The 23,492-nt window shown below is 35.7% G+C and carries 24 protein-coding genes and 1 other annotated feature; of the genes, 7 read left to right on the top strand and 17 right to left on the bottom strand.

Features of this window, described 5'->3' with window-relative positions; all coding sequences use genetic code 11:
- Positions 1-58: 58 nt before the first annotated feature.
- Entirely contained in the window at positions 59-379 is a 321-nt protein-coding gene (locus ACECE_RS0225325) for a YmaF family protein (RefSeq protein WP_010252548.1), read from the top strand.
- A gap of 254 nt (positions 380-633) precedes the next feature.
- Positions 634-2,748 carry a glutamine synthetase III family protein gene (locus ACECE_RS0225320; protein ID WP_010252546.1) on the top strand — a complete coding sequence of 705 codons (2,115 nt, stop codon included), beginning with the start codon at positions 634-636 and terminating at the stop codon, positions 2,746-2,748.
- 275 nt (positions 2,749-3,023) lie between these two features.
- Here the strand turns inward: ACECE_RS0225320 and ACECE_RS0225315 are convergent, their stop codons facing one another.
- The 15 genes from ACECE_RS0225315 to ACECE_RS32740 form a co-directional block, all read right to left on the bottom strand.
- A complete protein-coding gene (locus ACECE_RS0225315) occupies positions 3,024-3,557 on the bottom strand; it encodes a 2-oxoacid:acceptor oxidoreductase family protein (RefSeq protein ID WP_010252544.1) in 534 nt (177 codons plus the stop codon).
- Between the two features lie 6 nt (positions 3,558-3,563).
- The gene (locus ACECE_RS0225310; RefSeq protein WP_010252542.1) at positions 3,564-4,310 is read right to left on the bottom strand and encodes a thiamine pyrophosphate-dependent enzyme; all 747 of its coding nucleotides are present in this window, start codon (positions 4,308-4,310) and stop codon (positions 3,564-3,566) included.
- 14 nt (positions 4,311-4,324) lie between these two features.
- Positions 4,325-5,383 carry a 3-methyl-2-oxobutanoate dehydrogenase subunit VorB gene (locus tag ACECE_RS0225305; RefSeq protein WP_010252539.1) on the bottom strand — a complete coding sequence of 353 codons (1,059 nt, stop codon included), beginning with the start codon at positions 5,381-5,383 and terminating at the stop codon, positions 4,325-4,327.
- 45 nt (positions 5,384-5,428) lie between these two features.
- Positions 5,429-5,635: a 4Fe-4S binding protein gene (locus tag ACECE_RS0225300; protein WP_010252537.1), complete on the bottom strand. Its 207-nt coding sequence runs from the start codon at positions 5,633-5,635 to the stop codon at positions 5,429-5,431.
- A 164-nt stretch (positions 5,636-5,799) separates the two neighbouring features.
- Entirely contained in the window at positions 5,800-6,522 is a 723-nt protein-coding gene (locus ACECE_RS0225295; protein WP_010252535.1) for a PilZ domain-containing protein, read from the bottom strand.
- A 14-nt stretch (positions 6,523-6,536) separates the two neighbouring features.
- Entirely contained in the window at positions 6,537-7,205 is a 669-nt protein-coding gene (locus ACECE_RS0225290; protein WP_010252533.1) for a hypothetical protein, read from the bottom strand.
- Positions 7,206-7,707: 502 nt separating this feature from the next.
- Positions 7,708-8,304 carry a flavodoxin family protein gene (locus tag ACECE_RS0225285; RefSeq protein WP_010252531.1) on the bottom strand — a complete coding sequence of 199 codons (597 nt, stop codon included), beginning with the start codon at positions 8,302-8,304 and terminating at the stop codon, positions 7,708-7,710.
- A 121-nt stretch (positions 8,305-8,425) separates the two neighbouring features.
- Positions 8,426-9,268, bottom strand: a complete 843-nt coding sequence (locus ACECE_RS0225280) for a Cof-type HAD-IIB family hydrolase (protein ID WP_010252530.1) — start codon at positions 9,266-9,268, stop codon at positions 8,426-8,428.
- Positions 9,269-9,583: 315 nt separating this feature from the next.
- Entirely contained in the window at positions 9,584-10,534 is a 951-nt protein-coding gene (locus tag ACECE_RS0225275) for an L-lactate dehydrogenase (protein ID WP_010252528.1), read from the bottom strand.
- Between the two features lie 158 nt (positions 10,535-10,692).
- Positions 10,693-11,349 carry a phosphoribosylanthranilate isomerase gene (locus ACECE_RS0225270; protein ID WP_010252526.1) on the bottom strand — a complete coding sequence of 219 codons (657 nt, stop codon included), beginning with the start codon at positions 11,347-11,349 and terminating at the stop codon, positions 10,693-10,695.
- Between the two features lie 70 nt (positions 11,350-11,419).
- Complete coding sequence (trpC, locus tag ACECE_RS0225265; protein ID WP_010252524.1) at positions 11,420-12,211, bottom strand: indole-3-glycerol phosphate synthase TrpC; 792 nt, start codon at positions 12,209-12,211, stop codon at positions 11,420-11,422.
- Positions 12,212-12,244: 33 nt separating this feature from the next.
- Positions 12,245-13,273, bottom strand: coding sequence for an anthranilate phosphoribosyltransferase (gene trpD, locus ACECE_RS0225260; protein WP_010252522.1), 1,029 nt, complete (start codon positions 13,271-13,273; stop codon positions 12,245-12,247).
- Positions 13,274-13,349: 76 nt separating this feature from the next.
- The gene (locus ACECE_RS0225255) at positions 13,350-13,931 is read right to left on the bottom strand and encodes an anthranilate synthase component II (RefSeq protein WP_010252521.1); all 582 of its coding nucleotides are present in this window, start codon (positions 13,929-13,931) and stop codon (positions 13,350-13,352) included.
- Positions 13,928-15,412 (bottom strand): anthranilate synthase component I, encoded by a 1,485-nt coding sequence (gene trpE / locus ACECE_RS0225250; protein ID WP_010252519.1) that lies wholly within the window; start codon positions 15,410-15,412, stop codon positions 13,928-13,930. The genes ACECE_RS0225255 and trpE overlap by 4 nt, the downstream gene beginning before the upstream one ends.
- Before the next feature lie 19 nt (positions 15,413-15,431).
- Positions 15,432-15,557 (bottom strand): hypothetical protein, encoded by a 126-nt coding sequence (locus tag ACECE_RS32740; RefSeq protein ID WP_456049050.1) that lies wholly within the window; start codon positions 15,555-15,557, stop codon positions 15,432-15,434.
- Between the two features lie 234 nt (positions 15,558-15,791).
- Here ACECE_RS32740 and ACECE_RS0225245 point away from each other — a divergent pair, with 234 nt between their 5' ends.
- Complete coding sequence (locus tag ACECE_RS0225245) at positions 15,792-17,291, top strand: DEAD/DEAH box helicase (RefSeq protein WP_010252517.1); 1,500 nt, start codon at positions 15,792-15,794, stop codon at positions 17,289-17,291.
- A gap of 6 nt (positions 17,292-17,297) precedes the next feature.
- Here the strand turns inward: ACECE_RS0225245 and ACECE_RS32735 are convergent, their stop codons facing one another.
- A complete protein-coding gene (locus ACECE_RS32735) occupies positions 17,298-17,426 on the bottom strand; it encodes a hypothetical protein (protein ID WP_456049049.1) in 129 nt (42 codons plus the stop codon).
- A 161-nt stretch (positions 17,427-17,587) separates the two neighbouring features.
- Between ACECE_RS32735 and ACECE_RS0225235 the strand changes: the two genes are divergently transcribed.
- Both ACECE_RS0225235 and ychF read left to right on the top strand, forming a co-directional pair.
- On the top strand, positions 17,588-18,871 hold the full coding sequence (locus tag ACECE_RS0225235) for an ArnT family glycosyltransferase (protein WP_010252515.1): 1,284 nt from the start codon (positions 17,588-17,590) through the stop codon (positions 18,869-18,871).
- Positions 18,872-19,044: 173 nt separating this feature from the next.
- Positions 19,045-20,139 (top strand): redox-regulated ATPase YchF, encoded by a 1,095-nt coding sequence (ychF, locus tag ACECE_RS0225230; RefSeq protein ID WP_010252514.1) that lies wholly within the window; start codon positions 19,045-19,047, stop codon positions 20,137-20,139.
- 164 nt (positions 20,140-20,303) lie between these two features.
- Here the strand turns inward: ychF and ACECE_RS0225225 are convergent, their stop codons facing one another.
- Entirely contained in the window at positions 20,304-20,750 is a 447-nt protein-coding gene (locus ACECE_RS0225225) for a chemotaxis protein CheW (RefSeq protein ID WP_010252513.1), read from the bottom strand.
- Between the two features lie 232 nt (positions 20,751-20,982).
- Positions 20,983-21,248: a binding site (T-box leader), on the top strand.
- Positions 21,249-21,299: 51 nt separating this feature from the next.
- On the opposite strand from ACECE_RS0225225, the gene aroF reads away from it, so the two are divergent.
- On the top strand, positions 21,300-22,313 hold the full coding sequence (gene aroF / locus ACECE_RS0225220; protein ID WP_010252512.1) for a 3-deoxy-7-phosphoheptulonate synthase: 1,014 nt from the start codon (positions 21,300-21,302) through the stop codon (positions 22,311-22,313).
- 212 nt (positions 22,314-22,525) lie between these two features.
- Positions 22,526-23,350 (top strand): YesL family protein, encoded by an 825-nt coding sequence (locus ACECE_RS0225215; RefSeq protein ID WP_010252511.1) that lies wholly within the window; start codon positions 22,526-22,528, stop codon positions 23,348-23,350.
- Positions 23,351-23,492 lie beyond the last annotated feature (142 nt).

Here is a 23,492-nt window from a genome sequence, read left to right as displayed (position 1 = left end):
TTTTTGTGCAAAATAATAAATACCTTATATTACTTTGCCGTTTTAAAAGGAGGTTTTTATGAACTCTCATTTGCATAAGTACAAATTTGAATCAAGAGCTTTTAGTGGACATAAACATAAAATAACCGGAATTACCGATAGCATGATAGGAATTGAAGTATTCCATATTCATACCTTCTTTGGTATTTCATCCTACAATGGACATTCGCACTACTATACAGGCTTTACAGGCCTGCCAATTAAAACGGAGAACGGCCATATTCATAAAATTGAAGGGGAGCTTGATCTAAATTCGATGCATGATCACGTGTTTAAAAATTACACCGAAGAAGAAATTGAGTACCTCTCCAGTAGAAAGCTCTATAATGCACATGTTTAATATTAACAAAATCATGTAAAAATTTTTTTTGAAATTGTATAAATTGTATCTTGCATTTTTCTTAGAAACACATTATTATATAAGATATACATTAAACTTTATAGGTTCAAACAGTGGTGTTTTATAAAGTCTATAAGTATTATATGATAAACAAGGGCGTTTCAGATTTTTTTTGATACGCTCTTTTATTATGACTTACTTCACGAAAACATAGTTGAAAATTTATATTAATAATATTGAAAGGGGATTTTAAAATGTCTAACTTCGAGTCACAAACACATTCTTTGACAGAAGTATTTGGTTCAAGCGTTTTTAATGATGCAACCATGAGGGAACGTCTCCCTAAACCAACTTATAAGGCTTTAAAGAAAACAATAGATGAAGGTACTCCACTTCTTCCACAAGTAGCAGAGGTTGTTGCCAACGCTATGAAGGACTGGGCTATAGAAAAGGGTGCAACACATTATACTCACTGGTTTCAGCCAATGACAGGGATCACTGCTGAAAAACATGATTCATTCATTTCTCCAACAGACGATGGAAAAGTAATTATGGAGTTTTCAGAAAAAGAACTTATTAAGGGTGAACCTGACGCTTCATCATTCCCATCAGGAGGCCTTAGAGCAACATTCGAAGCAAGAGGTTATACCGCTTGGGACTGCACATCACCTGCATTTATTAAAGACAATACTTTGTATATTCCTACAGCATTCTGTTCATACACAGGCGAAGTATTGGACAAAAAGACACCTCTGTTAAGGTCAATGGAAGTAATATCAACACAGGCACTTCGTGTGTTGAGAGTATTTGGAAATACTACTGCAACAAGAGTTATAACAACAGTTGGACCGGAACAGGAATACTTCCTTGTAGACAAGGAGCTTTTTGATCAGCGTAAAGATTTAATTTATACAGGAAGAACTTTATTTGGTGCAAAACCTCCAAAAGGTCAGGAAATGGAAGACCACTATTTTGGAACGCTTAAAGAAAGAATTTCTAATTTCATGAAAGAGTTAGATCAGGAACTCTGGAAATTAGGGGTATCTGCAAAGACAAAACACAATGAGGTTGCACCTGCGCAGCATGAATTAGCGCCAATATTCGGTACAACAAACGTTGCAACTGACCATAACCACATAATCATGGATACATTAAAGAAAGTTGCGTTAAGACATGGACTTGTATGCCTGTTGCACGAAAAACCATTTGCAGGAGTTAACGGCTCAGGAAAACACAATAACTGGTCAATGAGTACAAACGACGGTCAGAACCTTCTTGATCCAGGAAAAACACCACATGAAAATGCACAGTTCTTAGTATTCTTGTGTGCTGTTATAAAAGCAGTAGATGAATATGCTGATATGCTTAGAGTTTCTGCTGCAAATACTGGTAACGACCACCGTCTTGGAGCAAATGAAGCCCCACCGGCTATCATTTCAATCTTCCTTGGTGATCAACTTACAGACATACTTGAACAGATAGAAAATGGCGGAGCAAAATCTTCCATTCAAAATGGAGATCTTAAAATAGGAGTTAATACACTTCCTACACTTCCAAAAGATGCAACTGATAGAAACAGAACTTCTCCGTTTGCATTTACTGGCAACAAGTTTGAGTTTAGAATGGTTCCATCTTCAGGTTCCATTTCAGGACCTAACTTTGTATTAAATACAATAGTTGCTGAAGTACTAAGCGATATAGCAGACCGCCTCGAAAAAGCTAAAGACTTTAATGCTGAAGTACAGCTTTTGTTGAAAGAAATAGTATCAAATCACAAGAGAATTATCTTCAATGGCAATAACTACTCAGAAGACTGGGTAAAAGAAGCTGAAAAAAGAGGTCTTCCAAATATAAGTTCAACTGTTGAAGCTACAAAAGCAATGGTTAAAGAAAAGAACTTAAATGTATTTGAAAAACATGGCGTATTAAATAGAACTGAGCTTCACTCACGTTATGAAATAATACTTGAAACATATATCAAATCAATTAACATTGAAGCCCTTACAATGCTTGACATGGCAAAACGTCAGATATTACCTGCTGTTATTGACTTCACAGGAAACATTGCAAGTACAATTGCTTCCATACAGGCAACAGGTTTGAGTGTAGATATAAGCGCCCAAACGGAACTTCTCTCTGAAGTCTCAACACTTTTGGCACAATTTAAAAAGAATATAACTTCCCTTGAAAAAGCTACTTCAGATGCTGCAAACTTCTCAGGTGATACATTCGATCACGCTGCTATGTACAGGGATGTTGTATTTGTAAAAATGAGTGAGTTGAGGGCAGTGGCTGACAAGCTTGAAATGATTGTTGATGAAGAAATGTGGCCATTCCCAACTTACGGGCAGTTATTATTTAATGTATAATAGTCTGCACTTTATGTACAGATGTTTATAAACCCCTATACACTGAAAAGGGTTACAACTAATCGTTGTAGCCCTTTTCCATATGCTTGAATCATTTTATTCCCAAAAAAAGGATGCCTAAAACATATTAATTTCGATTTTTGACGTGGTCAATTTGAGGAATTCATAAAATAATAAGTGCATTCTACATTACAAATCTTAACTCATTCGTAATGCTAAAATGCACTTTATCTGTCCAAAGACAATATACTTTATATTAATTTACGTTCGTGGAACTAGAACTCCATTCCATATTCCAATGCTTTTATTTCTTCAGGTATCAAATAATGCTTTTTCGCTGGAAGTGTCTTTTTCAAAGCTTCAGCAAACGATTCCTTTGAAATAATATTAGTTGCTGCAATAAGTTTACCTAATAGGATTATAGTAGCAAATGTACCATTCCCCATATCCAAAGCAGTCTTTGTAGCTGGTACACAGTGAACACTAACATCTTTTCTAGTAGGAACTTTTTCTATAAGTGAGCTGTCTGTAATAATAACGCCTCCACTGGTTACCATGCTTTCAAATTTTTCAAGAGAAGGACCGTTCATAACAATAAGTGATGTAGCATAATTTATTATTGGTGATCCCACTGCTTCATCTGATAAAATTACACTGCAATTTGCAGTACCACCTCTCATTTCAGGTCCATAGGAAGGGAGCCATGATACATTTTTATTTTCAAGCATTCCTGCGTATGCTAGAATCCTTCCGGCAGATAAAATACCCTGACCACCAAATCCTGCTATTATAACGTCTTGATGATTCATATCAAATTACACCTCCAAGTCCTTGCCTTTAAAATTACCCAATGGATAAAAAGGAACCATTTTATCCTTAATCCATCCTAAAGCATCTACTGGGTGCATTCCCCAGTTTGTAGGACAGGAGGACAATACTTCAACTATTCCAAAACCCAGGTTAGCCATCTGTACTTGAAATGCTTTTTTGATAGCTTTTTTGGCATTCATAATATTTTTAACATCATGTAATGATACTCTTTCAACAAACACTGCACCTTCTAAAGTAGATAAAAGCTCGCAAACCTTTATCGGAAAACCGTGAATTTCAGGTTTTCTTCCGAATGGTGAAGTTGTTGTAACCTGATCTATAAGTGTTGTAGGAGCCATCTGACCCGATGTCATCCCATAAATAGCATTATTTACAAATATTGTAGTTATTTTTTCGCCTCTTGTAGCAGCATGCACAATTTCAGCAGTACCAATTGCCGCCAAATCACCATCACCTTGATAAGTAAATACAACATTATCAGGGTTCGCCCTCTTGACGCCAGTACCAACAGCCGGAGCTCTTCCGTGTGCTGCCTGTACCATATCGCAATTGAAGTATTCGTAATTGTTATAGGTACATCCAACAGGAGAAATACCTACAGTCTTACCCTCTATCTCCAACTCATCCAACACTTCTGCTATAATCCTGTGTACAATACCATGAGTACAACCAGGGCAATAGTGCATTGATTTATCTATCAAAGCGTGTGGTTTCTTAAAAACAGTAGCCATTTTTCTTCCCCTTCTTACTTATTTAATATTTGCTTTATCTGATCTAAAATTTCCTGCTGAGTAGGAATCATTCCACCCATTCTTCCATAGAAATAAACCGGCCTTTTGCCATTTACTGCGAGTCTTACATCTTCAACCATTTGACCGGCATTAAGTTCAACAGACAGGAAAGCCTTCGGCACTTCTGCATACTTTTCAAATTCCTTTACCGGGAATGGCCAAAGCGAAATAGGTCTGATTAATCCAACATTTATACCTTCATTCTTAGCCATTTTAATAACATTTTTAACTATTCTTGCAGTTGTACCAAAAGCGGTAACAATAATATCTGCATTTTCACAGTTATAACTTTCAACTCTTACTTCGTTTTCTTCAATAACCTTGTACTTAGCTTGAAGTTTCTTATTGTGATCTTCAAGTACTTCAGGCTGAATATAGATTGAAGTGACAGTATTATGTTCTCTCTTAAGTCCTGTTCCTACAGTTGCCCATGGTTTATCGATCTTTTCAACATTTTCCTGATCTTTAAATTCAACAGCCTCCATCATTTGACCCAAAACACCGTCACCCATAATCATTACAAGCTGTCTGTATTTGTCTGCTATATTGAAAGACTCAACTGTAAGCTCATATAATTCCTGAACACTAGACGGCGCTAAAACAACTAATTTGTAGTCTCCATGACCTCCGCCCTTAACAGCTTGAAAATAGTCACATTGCGCAGGTAAAATCCCACCAAGCCCCGGACCACATCTTACAATATTAACTATAACAGCCGGAAGTTCTGCTCCAGCCGCGTATGAAATACCTTCCTGTTTCAAGCTTATTCCTGGGCTTGAAGAAGATGTCATAACTCTTACTCCGGCGCTTGCTGCTCCGTAAACCATATTTATGGCAGCAATTTCACTTTCTGCCTGTACAAACGTACCACCAAGTGCAGGCATTTTCTTTGCCATATAATGTGCAACTTCAGTCTGAGGTGTAATCGGATATCCGAAATAATGCCTGCAACCTGCTCTAAGTGCAGCTTCGGCAATTGCCTCATTACCTTTCATCAATAATTTTTCACCCATTTACCTAAGTCCCCCTACCTTAATTCATTACACTAAAAATGAATTCTATTTTTCAACCTCAATAACACAATCCGGACAAATGGTAGCACAAAAAGCGCAGCCAATACATTTATCCATCTCAGATACACCAGCAGGATGAAATCCTTTCTGGTTTATCTTATCTTCCAAAATAACTACGATATTTTTTGGACATACCGTAGTACATAACTTGCATCCCTTACAACGGTCTTCAAAAAATGTAACTTTTGCCATCTTTAATCCCCCATTACTTAGTGGTTTAAACAATAACGATTTCTATAACCCACAGAACCGTATTTTTCAAAATAAGCAAAATCTCAGATTCACTTAGCACTAATAGATTTTTAAGAATAACCATCAGGCAAATTTATCTAATCTATGAGATAGAGAAATGCCAATTATTCATCTCCACCCTTATTATACTTGCTATGTTTCGACCAAAAGCTGCTTCGTTTATTATAGAACTCTTTATCTTTTTTTTCAAGTTCTTCTAGAAGCTCTAATAATACTTTTTCGCTTTTTATATCAATATCAGTGATTTTAACACCGTATTCTATACCTCTTTCATTATCACCTTTTCTTCTTATAACTCCTTCAAAGGTTATCTGGTTCTCAGGTGATACATAAACCTCAAAAATGCAAGTAGTTTCTATCTTTGCTAAATCCGTTATGCCTAGTTGCTTCTCCAGTTCTTCTTTTAAAACAAATGCTGCCCCTGTTCGGCTAATGTTGGTCAGTATCGCAAAAATACCTTTTTCTTCAAAACGCTTTACTTTTATAACAGAACAAAGGTAAACGTCAAATCTATAACTATCACGTTTATTGGCAAACTTCTCTATGTCATGTACTTTAATAGTGATACTCTGTGGAAAATCAGCCTTAATCCTCGTTACCCAACCAATAAGATTAAATTCATAATCATCCGAAGTATACTTGCATTTCATCGTGTCCCCAATCATAATTATGTTATCAATATAATCCTTCTCAAGGCCAATATCAACTTCTATAAAATCCTCGTTGATTGCATACACTACATTTGTTACCCAGATAGAGCTACTACAGTGTTTTGTCCTGATTACAAATCCTTCTCCAAGAAACTCTCTTAACCTGACATTTCCCACAAGTATTCCCCCCATTAATTCCAAGGCAATTTTATTAGCTTTTTTAACGGAAAAACTTCACAATCAACTTCCTTTTCCACTTCACCTATCAAATCACTAAAACCACTGACAAATCCAATTGGAATATTCAATTTGTCAGATATTCTTTTAATCATTTTGTGACCTTCAACAACATCGTTTACACTGGTATATTCTAAAAGATTTGTATTATTGACAAGCTTTGTGACCTTTAGCCCCGATGAGCTTTCAATTTCATAAATCATCTGCTCTAGCTTTATATCAGTATCTGTCATTGGCCTTCTGGTATTAACTACAAAATACATGCAATATCCCTGACTTTTAATATCATCCCTGTATCTTGCCAGAACTCTGGCACCAAGGTCATCACCACCTACATCCAAAATAACATTGTACTCTTTTTTTTCAAATAAAGTATTCATCTCTGGTGGTAATGCCGGAACATCAACATTTGTATTTGCATACATAGGTGTAACCACCCAAATTCCACTATTTTCAAGCTCATTTTTCACATCAGCTGTACGAAAATACGGGTTAACTATATCCAAATCAACTATAGCAACATTCTTAAGGCTGATTGTAGCATTTAAAGCAAAGTTTACAGCTACTTCGGTCTTTCCGCTTCCAAAGTGCCCTGTAAATATATTAAACCGTTCTTTTGACATATATATCTCCTTCTAACCATAAAATCACAATACCAACTGCCTATATGGATAATTTTACTGTAATGCGTTAATTCCTGATTTAAATAAATATCAATAAACCAACTTCATTAATCTATAATAAGAAAGCATTTGAGAATGCTGAAAGTATAACTCTTGCATAATTTCAAGGTCTAGCCTTATTTGGCCTAATTAAACCTCTTATTAATAAAAAATATATCTAATTTATTATAACACTTAATAACAAAAAAAATAAGACATGATAATTTTTTTAATTTATAATTGGATATTTATACATTGGGTTATCTTTAAAACAAAAGAAACAGCAAATTAGCCGTTTCTCTTTTCTTTTATAACTCCAATCAAATCTTTTATAACTTCTCACAGCCATTATCAGTCCAACTAAACACGATACAAAGGAAACAATGTTCCTTAGCTTCATGTTTACCTGCACTTTCAGAACCCAAGTCCCACGTAAGCTCCAATCTAGTGAGTTTATTAGGTTCTATTTTCTTAATGATTCAGTTGCATTGCAAACTTCAAAAAGTCTCTTAGCCAGAATAGAAGCACGTTTCTGAGCGAAATCGTCCTCTTCTGCCGGTTTATGTGCACAAACACCATGGTGACCGCAATCATCTTCAAAATAGCCATCGCCTACGATCATCATACCTTGAACCATCATAATGTCATAAAGCGCTTTCATAGTTGTCTCCTGACCTCCATATTTCGATGCACCAACAGTAACACCAGCTGCAATCTTATTATAAAAAGCCTTTTCCCCTCTTAGCTTTCTTGTCTTATCAAAGAAGGCCTTCATTTGTCCAGTCACAGTTCCAAAATAAGAAGGACTTCCAAGCAGTAATCCATCCGCTTTCCTCATCAACTCATACGCTTCTTCCAGCTTTGTATCCTTATAACATGCACCGGAACATGGTGTACTACATGAAACGCAAAAACTGTTTTTTGCAGATTTCAAAAGTTCAGGGACCTCAAGTATAACAGTTTCAGCCCCCATATCTTTAACCTTATCAAGAACTGCGTTCAATAAAAATTTGGTGTTTCCATTCTTATTTGGACTACCATTCAAACCTATAATTAACAATTTAATCACCTCAGGATATAATATTAACATACCTACCAAAAGTGCACAATTACCTGCAAGTGTATTTTTGACGCTTTGACTTAAAATCGAAGGAATATGGCAGTTAACAGCTTTTTAAATTCTAAAAGCCTCTGCCCGCTTCCCTTTCGAAAATGTACTTCGCAACACCGTCTGAATTATTGTCATCAATAACCCCATTTGCCTTTTCCTTAAGTTCATCAACCGCATTTGAAACTGCATAACCCTCATCACAGGCCTTCAGCAGTGGTATATCGTTTAGATTATCGCCAAAACCTATTATCCTATCATACCCGAAATATTCACGCAGGTATTTTACAGCGTTATACTTTGACGCGTTTTTACTGTGTATTTCCAAAAACCATATGTTTTCATTATAAACATCTCTATATAGCACGGCTTCTATTTCCGGATGGTTCTTTAATTCATTTTGAATTGGATATAACCTATCGAATAGATCCATAAAGGAAAAGTAGATGATATTATCCGTTGTCTTGTCTATAAAGCTTTCAACCTTTTCAAAGGCCTTATCGTATTTTGTTACACGTTCATCATAAAAATCCTTCAATGGCTTTGTGCATAGATTTTCATAGTATGTTATCTGTTCATTATTGGAAATTGCATACATAAACCCAGTAATATCATGCTTTTTAAATATATCAATAATATCCCTGACAGTCTCAGTTGGAATCACCTCCAATTTTACATATTTCTTTTGAGCAATATCATATATAACAACTCCATTCATCAAAACTACAGGAACATCAATATTAAGTCCCTCCAAAATTTTCAAAGCTGTAGCCGAAGACCTTGCAGTCGCAACTGAGAAGTGTACACCATTAGATATTAGAGTATTTAGAGATTTTTTTGTATAATCGCTTAATTCCTTATCACTCCTTAGCAGTGTTCCATCAAGGTCCGATATATATAAAGCTTTACTTGTCACGTTTTAGTGCCTCCTATATTAACAGAATTACACCATGTACATTTTAACATTACTCAGAAATGCTGAAAATATAACTTTGGCTATTCCTTATTTCCTGTCTTTCAAAATTCGCCTTTTCTATTTTAAGCCCTCATGCAAAAAACATATAGGGACTAAATAGATTTTACACTAAAATGTACAATTACTCTATAAAATATTTATTTATACCGAACACTAAAGTTAATTAATTTCAGGACATTTTCTACTTAAAACAAAAGCCCAAAATCTGCTGCCGGTATATATTCAGCAGATTTTGAGCTTTTCTTTCTTTAAAGCCTACATAACTTTCCTAAGAATTTCTTTAAGCTTTATGGCAGATACATTTAATTTATCTTGCTCCTCATGTGTCAATGAAATATTGAACATCCTTTCAATTCCATTAAAATTAACAACGGAAGGTAAGCTCAAAGCCACATCATTTATCCCATAACTATCCTTTATGACACTGCTCACGGTCAATATTGAATTCTGGTTTTTCAAGACAGCCTCAACTATTCTGACAATCCCCATTGCTATAGCATAATGTGTTGCATCTTTTAATTCAATTATTTTTGCTCCTGCATTTTTCACTTCATTAAAAATTCTGACTCTTTCAGCGTTCCCACACTTTTTTGTACATAGAGCGCAGAAATCATCATATTTCTGGCCTGCTATATTTGTTGCACTCCATAACGGGAACTGACTTTCCCCATGTTCACCAATTATATATGCATGAATGTTCTTTACGTCCATATTACAGTGTTCACTTAATAGATAGCGCAATCTCGAGCTTTCTAAAACTGTACCGGTCCCAATCACCTTATTTTCAGGTAATCCTGATAATTTTTGTACAACATAGGTAAGTATATCAACAGGTTTGGAAACAACAAGTAATACCCCTCCATTGTAATTCTTCATTATCTTAGGAACTACATCTTTGATTATATTTACGTTCATCTCGGTAAAGTCAGCTTCTACCTGTCCTGGCTTACCCGCAATTCCTGCAGTGATAATTATTATATCTGAATCTTTTACATCCTCAAAATCTCCAGAGGTTATTGACATATTAATAAAAAAAGAAAGCCCATGGTTTAAATCAAGCGCCTCCCCTTTCGCCTTATCCTTATTAGCATCTATTAGCACAAGTTCTGAAACCAAACCGCTCATTGCAAGAGCAAATGCAGCAGATGAACCAACTAACCCCGTTCCTATAATTGATGCTTTGCCTTTTGATTTTGTAGATTTCATAAAAAAATCCGCCTCCCTAAAATATGACCTATTTCATATATATTCAGAAATAAGCTTTCACATACCCAGGGACGCGCTATCAAAAGGCTTTAAAGGAATAACTGTCTACAACAAGATTGTTGCTTGGCCATTTGTCTATTGTATATATGAACGAAGACTTACAACACTTCACAATTATCAACACCCTTTACTTTATCCATAAAGCATCTGATTTTGGATTCGTCCTTACAGCCTTCTGTCTCAACACCACTGCTCACATCTACACCATATGGTCTTGAAGCTTCAACCGCATTTGAGACATTGTCAGCATTTAATCCTCCCGCCACAAAAATCCTTCCACATGACTTTGCAAGGTTTGCCAATTTCCAGTCAAAAACCTTTCCTGCACCTCCATACGAACCTTCTACAAAGGCATCCAATAAAAATGCATCAACCACATACGACTTCAGCATGGCTATAGATTTTTCATCCTTTACCCTTACAGCTTTCCAAATTTCAACACCCTTACCTGCAGGCTGTGAGCCCAGTACTCCCTTTAGCGTATCAATATACTGTGGAGTCTCATCTCCATGAACCTGAATGCAGTTCAGTTTGCACTCAGCGAGAACCTCAACAATTTTATCAATGCTTTCATTCACAAATACCCCAACAGTCTTTATCTGCGGATCAAGCCCCTGCTTTAAATACCTGACCTGATCCACAGATACCCTGCGCTTGCTCTCAGCAAATACAAAACCTATGTACTGAGGCTTATACTTATTTACAAATTGAATGTCTTCGATCCTTTTTATGCCGCAAATTTTTATTTTAGTCATGTCTACACCATTCCTAAATATAACTTCCTCTGATTTTGCTTAAGCCTAACTGTCACACAAAAAGTAAAAGTTATACTCTCATTGTCCCCTTAAGCTCTTTTATTTTTTCCTTAATAGACGGAGCGCGCATAAATGTTTCACCAATCAATACTGCATCAACGCCAAGTTCTTTTAAATATTTAATGTCGCTGTAATCCTTTATTCCGCTTTCGCTGACAACAACTCTGTCATTTGGAATATAATTCATAAGCTTCTCAGTTGTTTTAATATCTACATTAAAAGTATTGAGATCTCTATTGTTTATTCCTATTATTTGAGCACCCGATTCCAATGCCCTATCAAGTTCTTCCTTGTTATGAACCTCAACAAGACACTGCATACCAAGTATACCAGCAACAACCTGAAACTTCTTCAAGTCTTCGTCAGAAAGCAGGGATGTAATCAGGAGTATTGCATCTGCTCCAAGGCACCTTGATTGGTATACCTGCCACATATCTATAATAAAGTCCTTTCTTAAGAGTGGAATAGGATATGCCTGTCGTATCCTTACGAGATAATCGTCATCACCCAAAAAGAAGTTTTTTTCTGTCAAAACAGACATTGCCTGCACATTAGATTCGCTGTACTCCCTGGCAATCATCAACGGATCAAACTCTTCTTTAATTATTCCTTTCGAAGGAGAAGCTTTCTTTACCTCAGCAATTATTGATATATCACTATTATCTTTAAGTGCTTTAAAAAAGTTCTGCGGGCTGTGCATACCAGGCCTTTTAATCCGTTGTTTCCAACCTTCAATTGATATCCTGCTCATTTCATCTTTAAGCTGTATCTTTTTTTGTTCTACAATTTTATCTAAAATCATAAATACCTCCAAGTTTGTCATATCAAAAAAGCATTAATACAAAACAGGAATAAACGAATTTGAAAGCGCTTTTAACTCATTCAACTTATCCAATGCTTTTCCACTATCTATTATTTCTTCTGCCATTTTTATGCCTGATTTAATATCTTCTGCTGCTTTTCCTACATATAAAGCCGCTGCAGCATTTAATACTACAATATCTCTTTTAGGTCCCTTTTCTCCACTAAATATATCTAAAATTATCTTCGAATTTTCCTTTGAGTCTCCCCCTATAATATCCGCCTTATTCACCATTTTCAACCCATAGTTCTCAGGATTCAAATCGTAAGTAGTGACTTTACCGTCTTTTAATTCAGAAACCCTTGTTAGGCTAGATAGGGATATTTCATCCATTCCGTCCATTCCGTATACAACCATGGCATTTTCAACATTTAGATTTGAAAGAACATAAGCCAATGGTTCGGTTAATTTTTCACTAAACACCCCAAGAACCTGACCTTTTGCGCCAGCTGGATTTGTAAGAGGTCCAAGAATATTGAATATTGTCCTGATCCCCAACTCTTTTCTAGGGCCTGCTGCATGTTTCATTGATTTGTGAAAGGTCGGAGCAAACATAAAGCCTATATCAAGCCCTTCAATACATCTCTTTACCTTTTCAGGTTCTAATGAAATATTAATACCCAGACTTTCCAAAACATCGGCACTTCCGCTTTTACTTGATACAGACCTATTTCCGTGTTTTGCAACAGTTACTCCTCCTGCTGCAGCTACAAAAGCTGCTGCTGTTGAAATATTAAACGTATATGAACAATCTCCGCCTGTTCCCACAATGTCTATGAAGTATTCCTTATTCAGCATTATCCTATCTGCCTTTTCTCTCATTACCTTAGCACATCCGGTTATTTCTTCAATAGTCTCTCCCTTAATCCTGAGAGCCGTAATAAAGCTTCCTATTTGTGCCTGAGTTGCTTCACCTTCCATAATGCAGTTTAATGCATCTATTATTTCCTTCTCGCTTAAATTTTTGCCCTCAACTAATTTTTGAATTGCCCCTTTTACCATTCTAAATTCTCCTCTCTTCTCTTCTTAATATTGTCTGATTATCTTACCTAATCTCCTCTTTACCTCTTAGAAGCTTTTATATTTTAATTTCAAGGAAATTTCTTAATATGCATTTTCCATTCGGTGTAAGAATTGATTCCGGATGAAACTGAATTCCATAAACCGGATAAGTTTCGTGCATTATACCCATTATTTCGCCATCTTCAGCCCTGGCAGTAACTTGCAGGCACAAAGGAAGCGTTTCATTCTCTACTATAAGTGAATGGTATCTTCCGGCCGTTATTTTTTCATTTAGCGTTTTAAACAAAGCACATTCCCTATTTACAAAAATCTCTGAAGCTTTTCCATGCATAAGTTGTTTTGCATGTATAACCTTTCCTCCAAATGCCTCACCTATTGCCTGATGTCCTAAGCATACTCCCATTATAGGTATATATTTGCCCAACGTTTTGATAAGTTCAATACTTATCCCTGCATCTTTAGGAAATCCCGGACCTGGTGAAATTATAATGTGCGAAGGAGCTTTCTCCCTGATTTCTTCAATAGTTATTCTGTCGTTCCTGTATACCTCTATGTTTGGATTTATCTCACCAATATACTGATAAAGGTTATAAGTAAAAGAATCATAATTGTCTACTATCAATATTTTCCCACTCATCTTATTTCACCAACTTCCTCTAATGCTTTTAGCTGTGCCTTTGCCTTATTTAAGCACTCCTCATATTCATTTTCCGGAACTGAATCGGCTACTATTCCGGCGCCAGATTGAACATATGCCTTGTTATCTTTAAAGATCATTGTTCTTATAGTGATACAGCTGTCCAGATTTCCATTGAAGCTAAGATATCCGATAGCACCGCCATATGGGCCTCTTTTTACATTCTCAAGCTCATCAATAATCTCCATTGCCCTCACCTTTGGTGCTCCCGACAAAGTTCCTGCAGGCATAATTGACATCATTGCATCGAATGCTGTCTTATCTTCCCTTATAGCACCTTGTACATTAGTAACAATGTGCATTACATGTGAGTACCTTTCTATATGCATTAAATCCTTCACCTTAACCGTCCCATAACGTGATACTCTTCCAATATCATTTCTTCCAAGGTCAACAAGCATTGTATGCTCGGCCAGTTCTTTTCCATCAGCCAAAAGTTCTTTTTCAAGAGCTTCATCCTCTTCTTTTGTCTGACCTCTTTTCCTGGTACCAGCTATCGGACACGTTTCAACTGTACCCTCCTCAACCCTTGCCAGCATTTCAGGCGATGAACCGACTATATTGTAGTCATTGAACTTTAAATAGTACATATATGGGGATGGATTTATTAAACGCAACACTCTGTATACGTTGAACGGATTCTGGTTGGTTTCAACGCATAGACGTTGAGACAAAACCACCTGAAATATATCTCCATCTTTTATATATTGTTTTGCTTTTAAAACATTTTCACAATACTCTTCTCTGGTAACATTGCTTGTATATTTAAACTCCGGGTTCTTTTTATCAAAGTCAGGTTTGAAATTATCAGTGGTCTTCCATCTTGTATCCAAAATCTCATTATAAATTGACTTAATTCTATCTATAACACTGTTATAGCCTCTTTCCAAGTTTCCATCGACGTGAAGATTTACTATTATATGAATCTTTTGCTTTAAGTGATCAAAAACCAGCACCTCATCAGTAAACAGGAAATGACTTTCAGGCAGGTTCAAGTCGTCTTCCGGTACATTAGGAAGATTTTCGTAATACCTTATCATGTCATATCCAAAGAAACCAACAGCACCGCCACTAAACCTCGGCATCTTTTGCAAACTGGCTCCTTTGAATTTCTCCATAAGTGATCTGATTACCTCAACCGGGTTACCTTCAACTTCAGATACCTTTCCATCTTTTTCTTCAATTATAGTTTTGTTTTTATAGCTCTTGGCTACAATAAAAGGATTTCTACCAATAATAGAATACCGTCCCCACTTTTCACCGCCTTCAACACTCTCTAAAAGAAAACAATATTTACTTTGCTCAAATCTTTTAAAAAGGCTTATAGGTGTCTCCATGTCGGCATAAACTTCCATTGAAACAGGAATAATAGTAAAGTCTTTGGCTAAATCCTTGACTTCATCAATGCATGGATAAAACATTTTGATGCCTCCTTTGTTTTCACAAGGAAGACATGAGAGTTGAACCAACTAAAAAAGCCAGAACAAAGAATCCTGGCATATAGAACGCAATTAAATTATCGCATCTAGCCTCGTCTCTTCTCATCTCTTCACAATATAAACTCATCTCAACTATTCTTAATAGCATTATAGCACAGCAAGCTGTCTAAATGCAATCCTTTTCTCAGCGTTTACTTTAGCTTAAGCACAACCTTAATTAAATCGGTAGAAAATGAGCTTAATGATGCTTCACAAATTCTTGTGCGTATGATAGAATTTGATCAACCGCAAAATAAATTAGAATAAACTCAAAATAAATGTTATAATCTAAACATCTCACAAATTACGAAAGAGGATAATAATGAAAAACAGTTTTAATGATCTGGGCATTTCGCCGCCAATTTTAAAGGCCTTAGAAGAAATGGGTTTTGAGGCACCTACAGAAGTACAGAGCAAAGCAATTCCCCACATTTTGAATCATGAAGATCTGATTGTAATGTCTAAAACTGGCAGTGGCAAAACTGCAGTTTTTGGCGTTTCCATGCTGCAAATGATTGATCCTAAAGCAGATGGACCACAGGGTCTGATTCTCACACCAACACGCGAACTTGCAGTCCAAGTAGACAATGAGCTAAAAAAAATGGCCAAACATCTTGATCACCATACAACTGCAGTATATGGTCAGCACAGTATGAATGTAGAAATTCAGGCTCTAAGACGTGGTATCTCCATTGTCACAGGAACACCTGGCCGCGCTTATGACCACATTCATACCGGAAATTTGATAACCAAAAACATACGTTTTCTAATACTTGATGAAGCAGACAGAATGCTTGACATGGGCTTTCTAGATCAAGTAGTAAAAATTATAAGAACCTTGCCAAAAGATAGGGTGACTCTGCTTTTTTCAGCTACCATCCCGCCTGAAATCCGTAGGATATGCAAGGAATACATGAAACAACCTTTAACTATAGAAATTAAATCGCAAACAAAAACAGTTGATACAATTGAACAAATATACTACCGTATTGATAACCAGCAAAAGAACACGGAGTTGAACCACCTGCTTCTAATTGAACGGCCTGAAAGCTGTATGATTTTTTGTAACACTAAAATTGCAGTTGATAAGGTTCAAAGCTTTTTATCCCGCAAGGGATATGCTTGTCAGTCACTACATGGGGATATCCCTCAGGCCAGGAGGATGAAGACCATTCAGCAGTTTAAGCAGGGAGATTTTCATTTACTGGTAGCCACTGATGTTGCCGCAAGAGGTATCCATATAGATAATTTGTCCCTTGTTATCAACTATGATGTTCCCCTTGAGAAGGACAATTATGTGCATAGAATTGGTCGTACAGGCAGAGCAGGAAACGGAGGTCGCGCCCTTACTTTAGTTACAAGTGAGGACATTATGAGCCTCTATGCCATAGAAGAACATATCGGAGCTATGATTACTGAAGGAGAATTGCCTACCCAAGAAATGTACAACGCTCAAAAGGCTGCGGCAGATAAATGGGCAAGGGCAAACTCACTGCAACACAGACCAACACGCACAGATTCAGGATCAAACTCAAAAGCAACACCAACAAAACAATCTTATAACAAACCTCCTCAACACCATAATAAACCTAATGGTAAAGCAACCGAGATTAATACGAATAAAGCAGTCAAAAGGACCGGTACAGGCTATCCTACCCAACAAAACAAACCACCCCACTCAATCGCCAAACCTGCACCAAGGCCTTCAAAGGACACTCCTGTAAATTCTATCAAACGAAGCACAGAAGTTGTAAAGAGCGAAAACGTTAAAGAAAAAAAATCATTTATTCATCGTATTCTACATAAAATATTGGGCAAATAGGGGTATCTACGCCCCTTTTTGGGCCAATGCTATAGTCAATTTGTTAGCTTGTTTGCAAAAAACAATTGAGCCGGATACAATTGTTTTTGCCGGAACAAACTTCATATCAATAGCCCTTATCCCCTTTTTATCCACTATAAAATAAGTGTATCATTTATAAATTGACAGCTGTATGCCATATTATAAATTCTTTTAAGCTGCTTTCCAATTCGCCTACCTACACAATAATATTAACCTTGACATACTCCAAAGAAGGAAAGTAAAATGTTCTATATAAAACCTTATAAGGAGACACTATGTTAAAGAAGACTGTAGATTTCATAAAAAAATACCCTTACCTGTTAATAATACTTGCTGGAGTAATTTTAAGGCTTGTTTGGATAATAGTCATGCCAACGTACCCTGAGACAGATTTTATGTGGTATCGTATCAAGGGTATAGAACTTTCACAGGGTAAAGGATTTCTTAACGGTATTTATCCATATTATACAGGGACTCCTGGCAAGCCAACAGCATTCCGACCTATTGGATATCCCGGAACACTTGCACTTTTATATCTTGTTTTCGGCACAAAACTTATTGTAGGAAAGCTGTTTAATGTAGTATTATCTACTTTAATAATGTTTTTAACCTACAAACTTGCAAAGCAGTTCTTCAATGAGAAAATTGCATTAATTACATTGGTGTTATTTGCATTTTCACCCCTTGCCATTGCATACAACAGCATACATTGCTCAGAGATATTATTCTCAGCACTTCTAATGCTTTCAATATATTTGTTTTTTAATAAAAACAATCCGCTTCTTATTGGATTATTAATTGGATACCTCACTCTTGTAAGACCGATTGGAATGTTTATACCTCTTATTTTTGCACTTTTTATCTTTATAAAGAAGGATCTGAATTTAAAAAAGAAAATAATTTATATAGCTTCATTTGCAGTTGCTGTTGCTTTAGTTGTGGCTCCATGGGTTATCAGAAACTATATTGTCTTTGGTGAACCTGTATTTTCGACCAATGGAGGCTACGTTATATATGTTAACAACAATGACAATGCCAACGGTTCATGGACTGACCCTTACAAATACAAAGATAGTCCATTTCTTAAATATAGAACTGAAACCGGGTTCGATGAAATGGCAACACACAAGGTTGGAAAAGAGCTTGCTTATAAATGGATAAAAGAACATCCCGATAAGTTTATAAAACTTGCATTTAAACGAATTGCCAACTCATATGTCTTAAAAACCGATGATATCAGGTGGGCATTGACTACTTATATAGACACCTGGCATCCTATAACTTCTAAAGCGGTTAAACTGGAAATGTTATTGTATCCGCCTTTTTACATCGTACTTTTTGCCTTTATAATTTACGCTTTGTACAGATTTATACGTTATAGGAAAATAGACTTCACAACTTTCATACTTTTGATATTTGCCTATTTCAATGCAATGATGTTTGTGCTTGAAGGTAACTCAAGATATGTATTTCCGCTTCACCCGATTTACACAATAGGTGTTGCATATATTATTTGGGAAGTATTAAAAAAAGTATTCCCAAAAAAGTTTGCAACCTGAGATTTATAACATTTGAAATCCTTAAAAATTCCAACTAAAAGCTGCCCACAAACTTTTATACTTATTGCATTGAAAGTTTATATAATATATAATTTAGTTTGGTTTATAAAATTAGTTTAAATGATATCAACCGGAATAGTTGCGTTGAAAATCAGAAAGGATAGATGTTATTAATGAAATTAGGAATAGTTGGTCTACCTAATGTAGGTAAAAGTACTTTGTTTAATGCTATCACAAAGGCAGGCGCCGAATCTGCCAATTATCCATTTTGCACTATAGAACCAAATGTAGGAATAGTAGCCGTTCCTGATGAAAGACTTGATAAACTGGCAAAGATGTACAATCCTGAAAAACTAACTCCAACTGCAATAGAATTTGTTGACATTGCAGGCCTTGTAAAAGGTGCAAGCAAGGGTGAAGGTCTTGGTAACAAATTTTTATCCCATATACGTGAAGTTGATTCAATTGTCCATGTTGTCAGATGCTTTGAGGATAGCAACATAGTTCATGTTGATGGTTCCGTCGGCCCTGTACGTGACGTGGAAACCATTGAAATGGAGCTTGTTTTAGCAGACCTGGAAGTTATGGAAAAAAGAATTGACAGGACTCGCAAAATGCTGAAATCAGGCGATAAAAAATTCCAGACTGAGTTGGATCTCTATGAAGAAATACTAAAAACCCTGTCCGAAGGTAAGCCTGCGAGATCAATGAAATTTGATGCTGAACAGGAAAAGATGGTTGATCAATTGTTTTTACTTACTTCAAAGCCTGTATTATATGCCGCTAATGTAGCTGAAGATGGTTTACATGACACTTCAAAAAATCCGCTTTTGCAGGAGCTTGTAGATCATGCTAAAAAGGAAGGCTCCGAAGTTATGGTTATTTGTGCTAAAATTGAAGAAGAAATAGCACAGCTTGAAGATGAAGAAAAGGCAGAGTTTTTGAAAGAGCTCGGGCTATCTGAATCCGGATTGGACAGGCTTGTAAAAGCGAGCTATAAATTATTGGGTCTTATCAGCTTCCTTACAGCCGGCCCACAGGAAGTTAGAGCCTGGACAATAGTAAAAGGAACAAAGGCTCCTCAAGCTGCAGGAAAAATACACACTGATTTTGAAAGAGGCTTTATCAGGGCTGAAATAGTAGCTTTCAAAGATCTCATGGAATGTGGATCATACACTGCGGCAAAGGAAAAAGGTCTAGTACGATCCGAAGGTAAGGAATATGTAATGAATGATGGTGATGTTACCCTGTTCAGGTTTAATGTATAAGGCGTTTTAACTTTATAGCACATAAAACAACAAAAAAGAGCATGATGCTCTTTTTTGTTTAAGGAATTTGAGTAACAAACGTCCTCAAACCTCAGAAGATCAATGCCCACGAAATTCTATTAAAATATTTAGAACGCTGAAAATATAACTTCAGCTATTCCTTATTAATTAAGATTCCTTATTTCAGTATCTGTCAGGATTGTACTTAAATCCAATATTGAAATTAAATTGTCACCGTTTTTTCCAACGTTCTTCAAATAAGAATTATCTATTTTTCTTATTATTTCAGGTGTGCTTTCAATATTCTCAGCCGAAAGCTTAATTATTTCCAAAACGTCATTAACAATAAATCCAATTAGCTTACCTTCCAAATCGGTTATAATTATCTTTGTCTTTTTCGTAATCTCAGAATCCCCCAGCTCAAACCTTTGGTTAAGATTTACGACCGGAACTACCGTACCTCTCAGGCTGATTACTCCAGCAATAAATTGAGGCATTTTAGGCAATTTGGTGATTTCTTCATACTTGACGATTTCCCTAACCTGTATAGTGTCCACTCCACATACTTCATTATTAAGAGTAAATACTACTATTTTTTGCATTCCTTCCATTAGCATTACCCTCCTTAATTTAATAAATGTAATGCAGCTAGCTAAAGAATACTTATTATGAATGTCAGTAAATCTAGGAAAAACTTTAAGAAATGATACACATATATAAATGATATCATATAATGATACTAAAATGCAAACTTTGTTTTCCTAGTTTATAAAAAAGTAATTATTTTTATCTTGACCTATGTATAGTGTTGGTGTTATTATATATTTTAATACTTAATATTTCTTAAAAGCAATGATAAGGAAAAGTAAATTATACTAGTCTTTTTAAGCGAATCAGGGATGGTGAAAGCCTGGTAAAAGTAGTATAGTCGAAGTTCCCCTTAGAGCTGTAAGCTGAAAAGTATAATTTACTAAAGTAGGCTAAACCGGAGCTTTCACCGTTAAAAGAAAGAATATATCGGAATTTAATCAGTTCCTGTATGTTTTACAAGTGGGCTTTATTGCCAATTTGGGTGGTACCGCGTGGATAATACACTCCTCGTCCCTTAAGGGATGAGGAGTTTTTTTATTTTACCAATAATATTTTAGGAGGTATGAAATATGATTATTATTATGAATGCAAATGCTACAAAAGAACAAATTAACAATGTAGAAAAAAAATTATTTGAATTGGGATTTAAGACACATCCGATATCTGGAGAAATAAAAACCGTAATCGGAGCAATAGGTGACAAAAGACTGCTAAATACTCACACTATATCTGCTATGCCGGGTGTTGAAAACCTTGTTCCAATAATGAAACCTTACAAACTGGCAGGCCGCGAGTTAAAACAAGCTCCTACAATAGTTGAGGTAGGAGATGTAAAAATAGGAGGCGATGAAATTGTTGTTATGGCTGGTCCCTGCGCTATAGAGAGTGAAGAAAACTATGTCGAAACAGCAATAAAAGTCAAAGAGGCTGGTGCCAAAATCTTAAGAGGCGGAGCATTTAAACCGCGTACATCACCATACGCTTTTCAGGGTCTCGAGGAAGATGGCCTGAAAATTATGGCCTCAGGCCGAGAAGCAACTGGTTTGAAACTTGTCACTGAAGTAATTGATACAAGAGACGTTGAACTTGTTTCATCTTATACAGATATCCTCCAAATTGGAGCAAGAAATATGCAAAACTTCAGACTCTTAAAAGAAGTTGGTATGTCAAATAAGCCTATACTTCTAAAAAGAGGGCTTTCTGCAACAATTGAAGAATGGCTGATGGCTGCGGAATATATCATGGCTAGCGGGAATCTTAACATTATACTTTGTGAAAGAGGAATACGCACATATGAAACTGCAACACGTAACACTATAGACATGAGTGCCATACCTGTAGTTAAAGAACTCTCCCACCTTCCTATAGTAGTTGACCCAAGCCATGCCACAGGTACCTGGAAATATGTTAGTGCACTTTCAAAAGGCGCAATTGCTACAGGAGCTGACGGACTAATCATTGAGGTCCACTTAGACCCCAATACTGCACTTTGTGATGGAAGCCAGTCACTAAAACCTTCTAAATTCGCCCAACTCATGAGCGAATTAAAACCAGTAGCGCAAGCTGTTGGAAAAAAGCTTTAACTTCATTTGAGGAAAGTATTTAAGGTCTGTAAACAATCTAATAACTATTAAAGGAAATGGTGAGGTATTATCTGTCCGTTTTATACAGACAATACCTCACCCATTTTGTTAATATTTTTACGTAAATCAATTCCCGATATTTTTATATTGAATATATTAAACACAATTGGTAGAATAGTTAATAAATAAATTGAAGGATGTGCAAATTTCAAATGCCGATTTTACCAAATTACTCAAAGTCAGGTCCTGAAGCCGCGAAAGAGGATAATAGATCAAGATTAAAAGCATTTTTTGATATTTATACAACAAAGTTTACCAAACTTGTCTTGTTAAATTTAATGAATATTATTTTTAATCTACCTGCTATTTTTATAGCATTTCTTTTGATCAATTATTTCTTAAGCAGTGATAAAATGTCAGGAGGCTTAAACCTTTTTATTGCATATACTGTTACGAGCCTTCTAGTATGTATTCCATTGATAACAGTCGGCCCATTTCAGGCTGGATTTACTTATGTTTTAAGAAACTTTGCCAGAGAAGAAAACACTTTTATATTCGATGACTTTAAAGAACATTCGAAGAGAAACTGGAAACAGGGTTTGGCAGTATCATTAATTGATATGGCAGTTACAGCTGTTTTAATAATGGAAATAAATTATTTTTATAATCAGACAAGTTTGCTTGGGAACATAACTTTTTGGTTAATAATAATTTCGTTTTTTGTTTTTTCAATGATGCATATGTATATTTACCAAATGATGGTTACAATTGAATTGACCGTTTTCCAAATTTATAAAAACGCATTTTTACTTACTTTAATAAATTTTTTAAAAAATACTTTAGTCTATTTATTGTGTTTAGCTGTAATAATTATATTATCAATTTTTATGCCTATAGGAATATTGGGTTTTATATTTATTTCCACAAGTACAATAGGATTTATAATAAATTATCATGCCCACGCTTCAATTAAAAAGTATTTAATTGACCCTGTACAAGCTAAAGAAAACAAAGAAGAAAATCTGGATAAGGAATAGCTGCTAATATAATTATAATTTTCATTAAACTTATAAAGAGCCACTTTTCATCGAAGAAAAGTAGCTCTTTTGTATACTTTACCTAATAGCAATTTACTTCAAACGGTTGTGATGGTTCATCATAAACTTCTTCCAGAATCAT

It is taken from the genome of Acetivibrio cellulolyticus CD2 (assembly GCF_000179595.2).
Classification (GTDB): Bacteria; Bacillota; Clostridia; order Acetivibrionales; family Acetivibrionaceae; genus Acetivibrio; species Acetivibrio cellulolyticus.
This window is presented reverse-complemented; position numbering and strand designations above follow the sequence as displayed.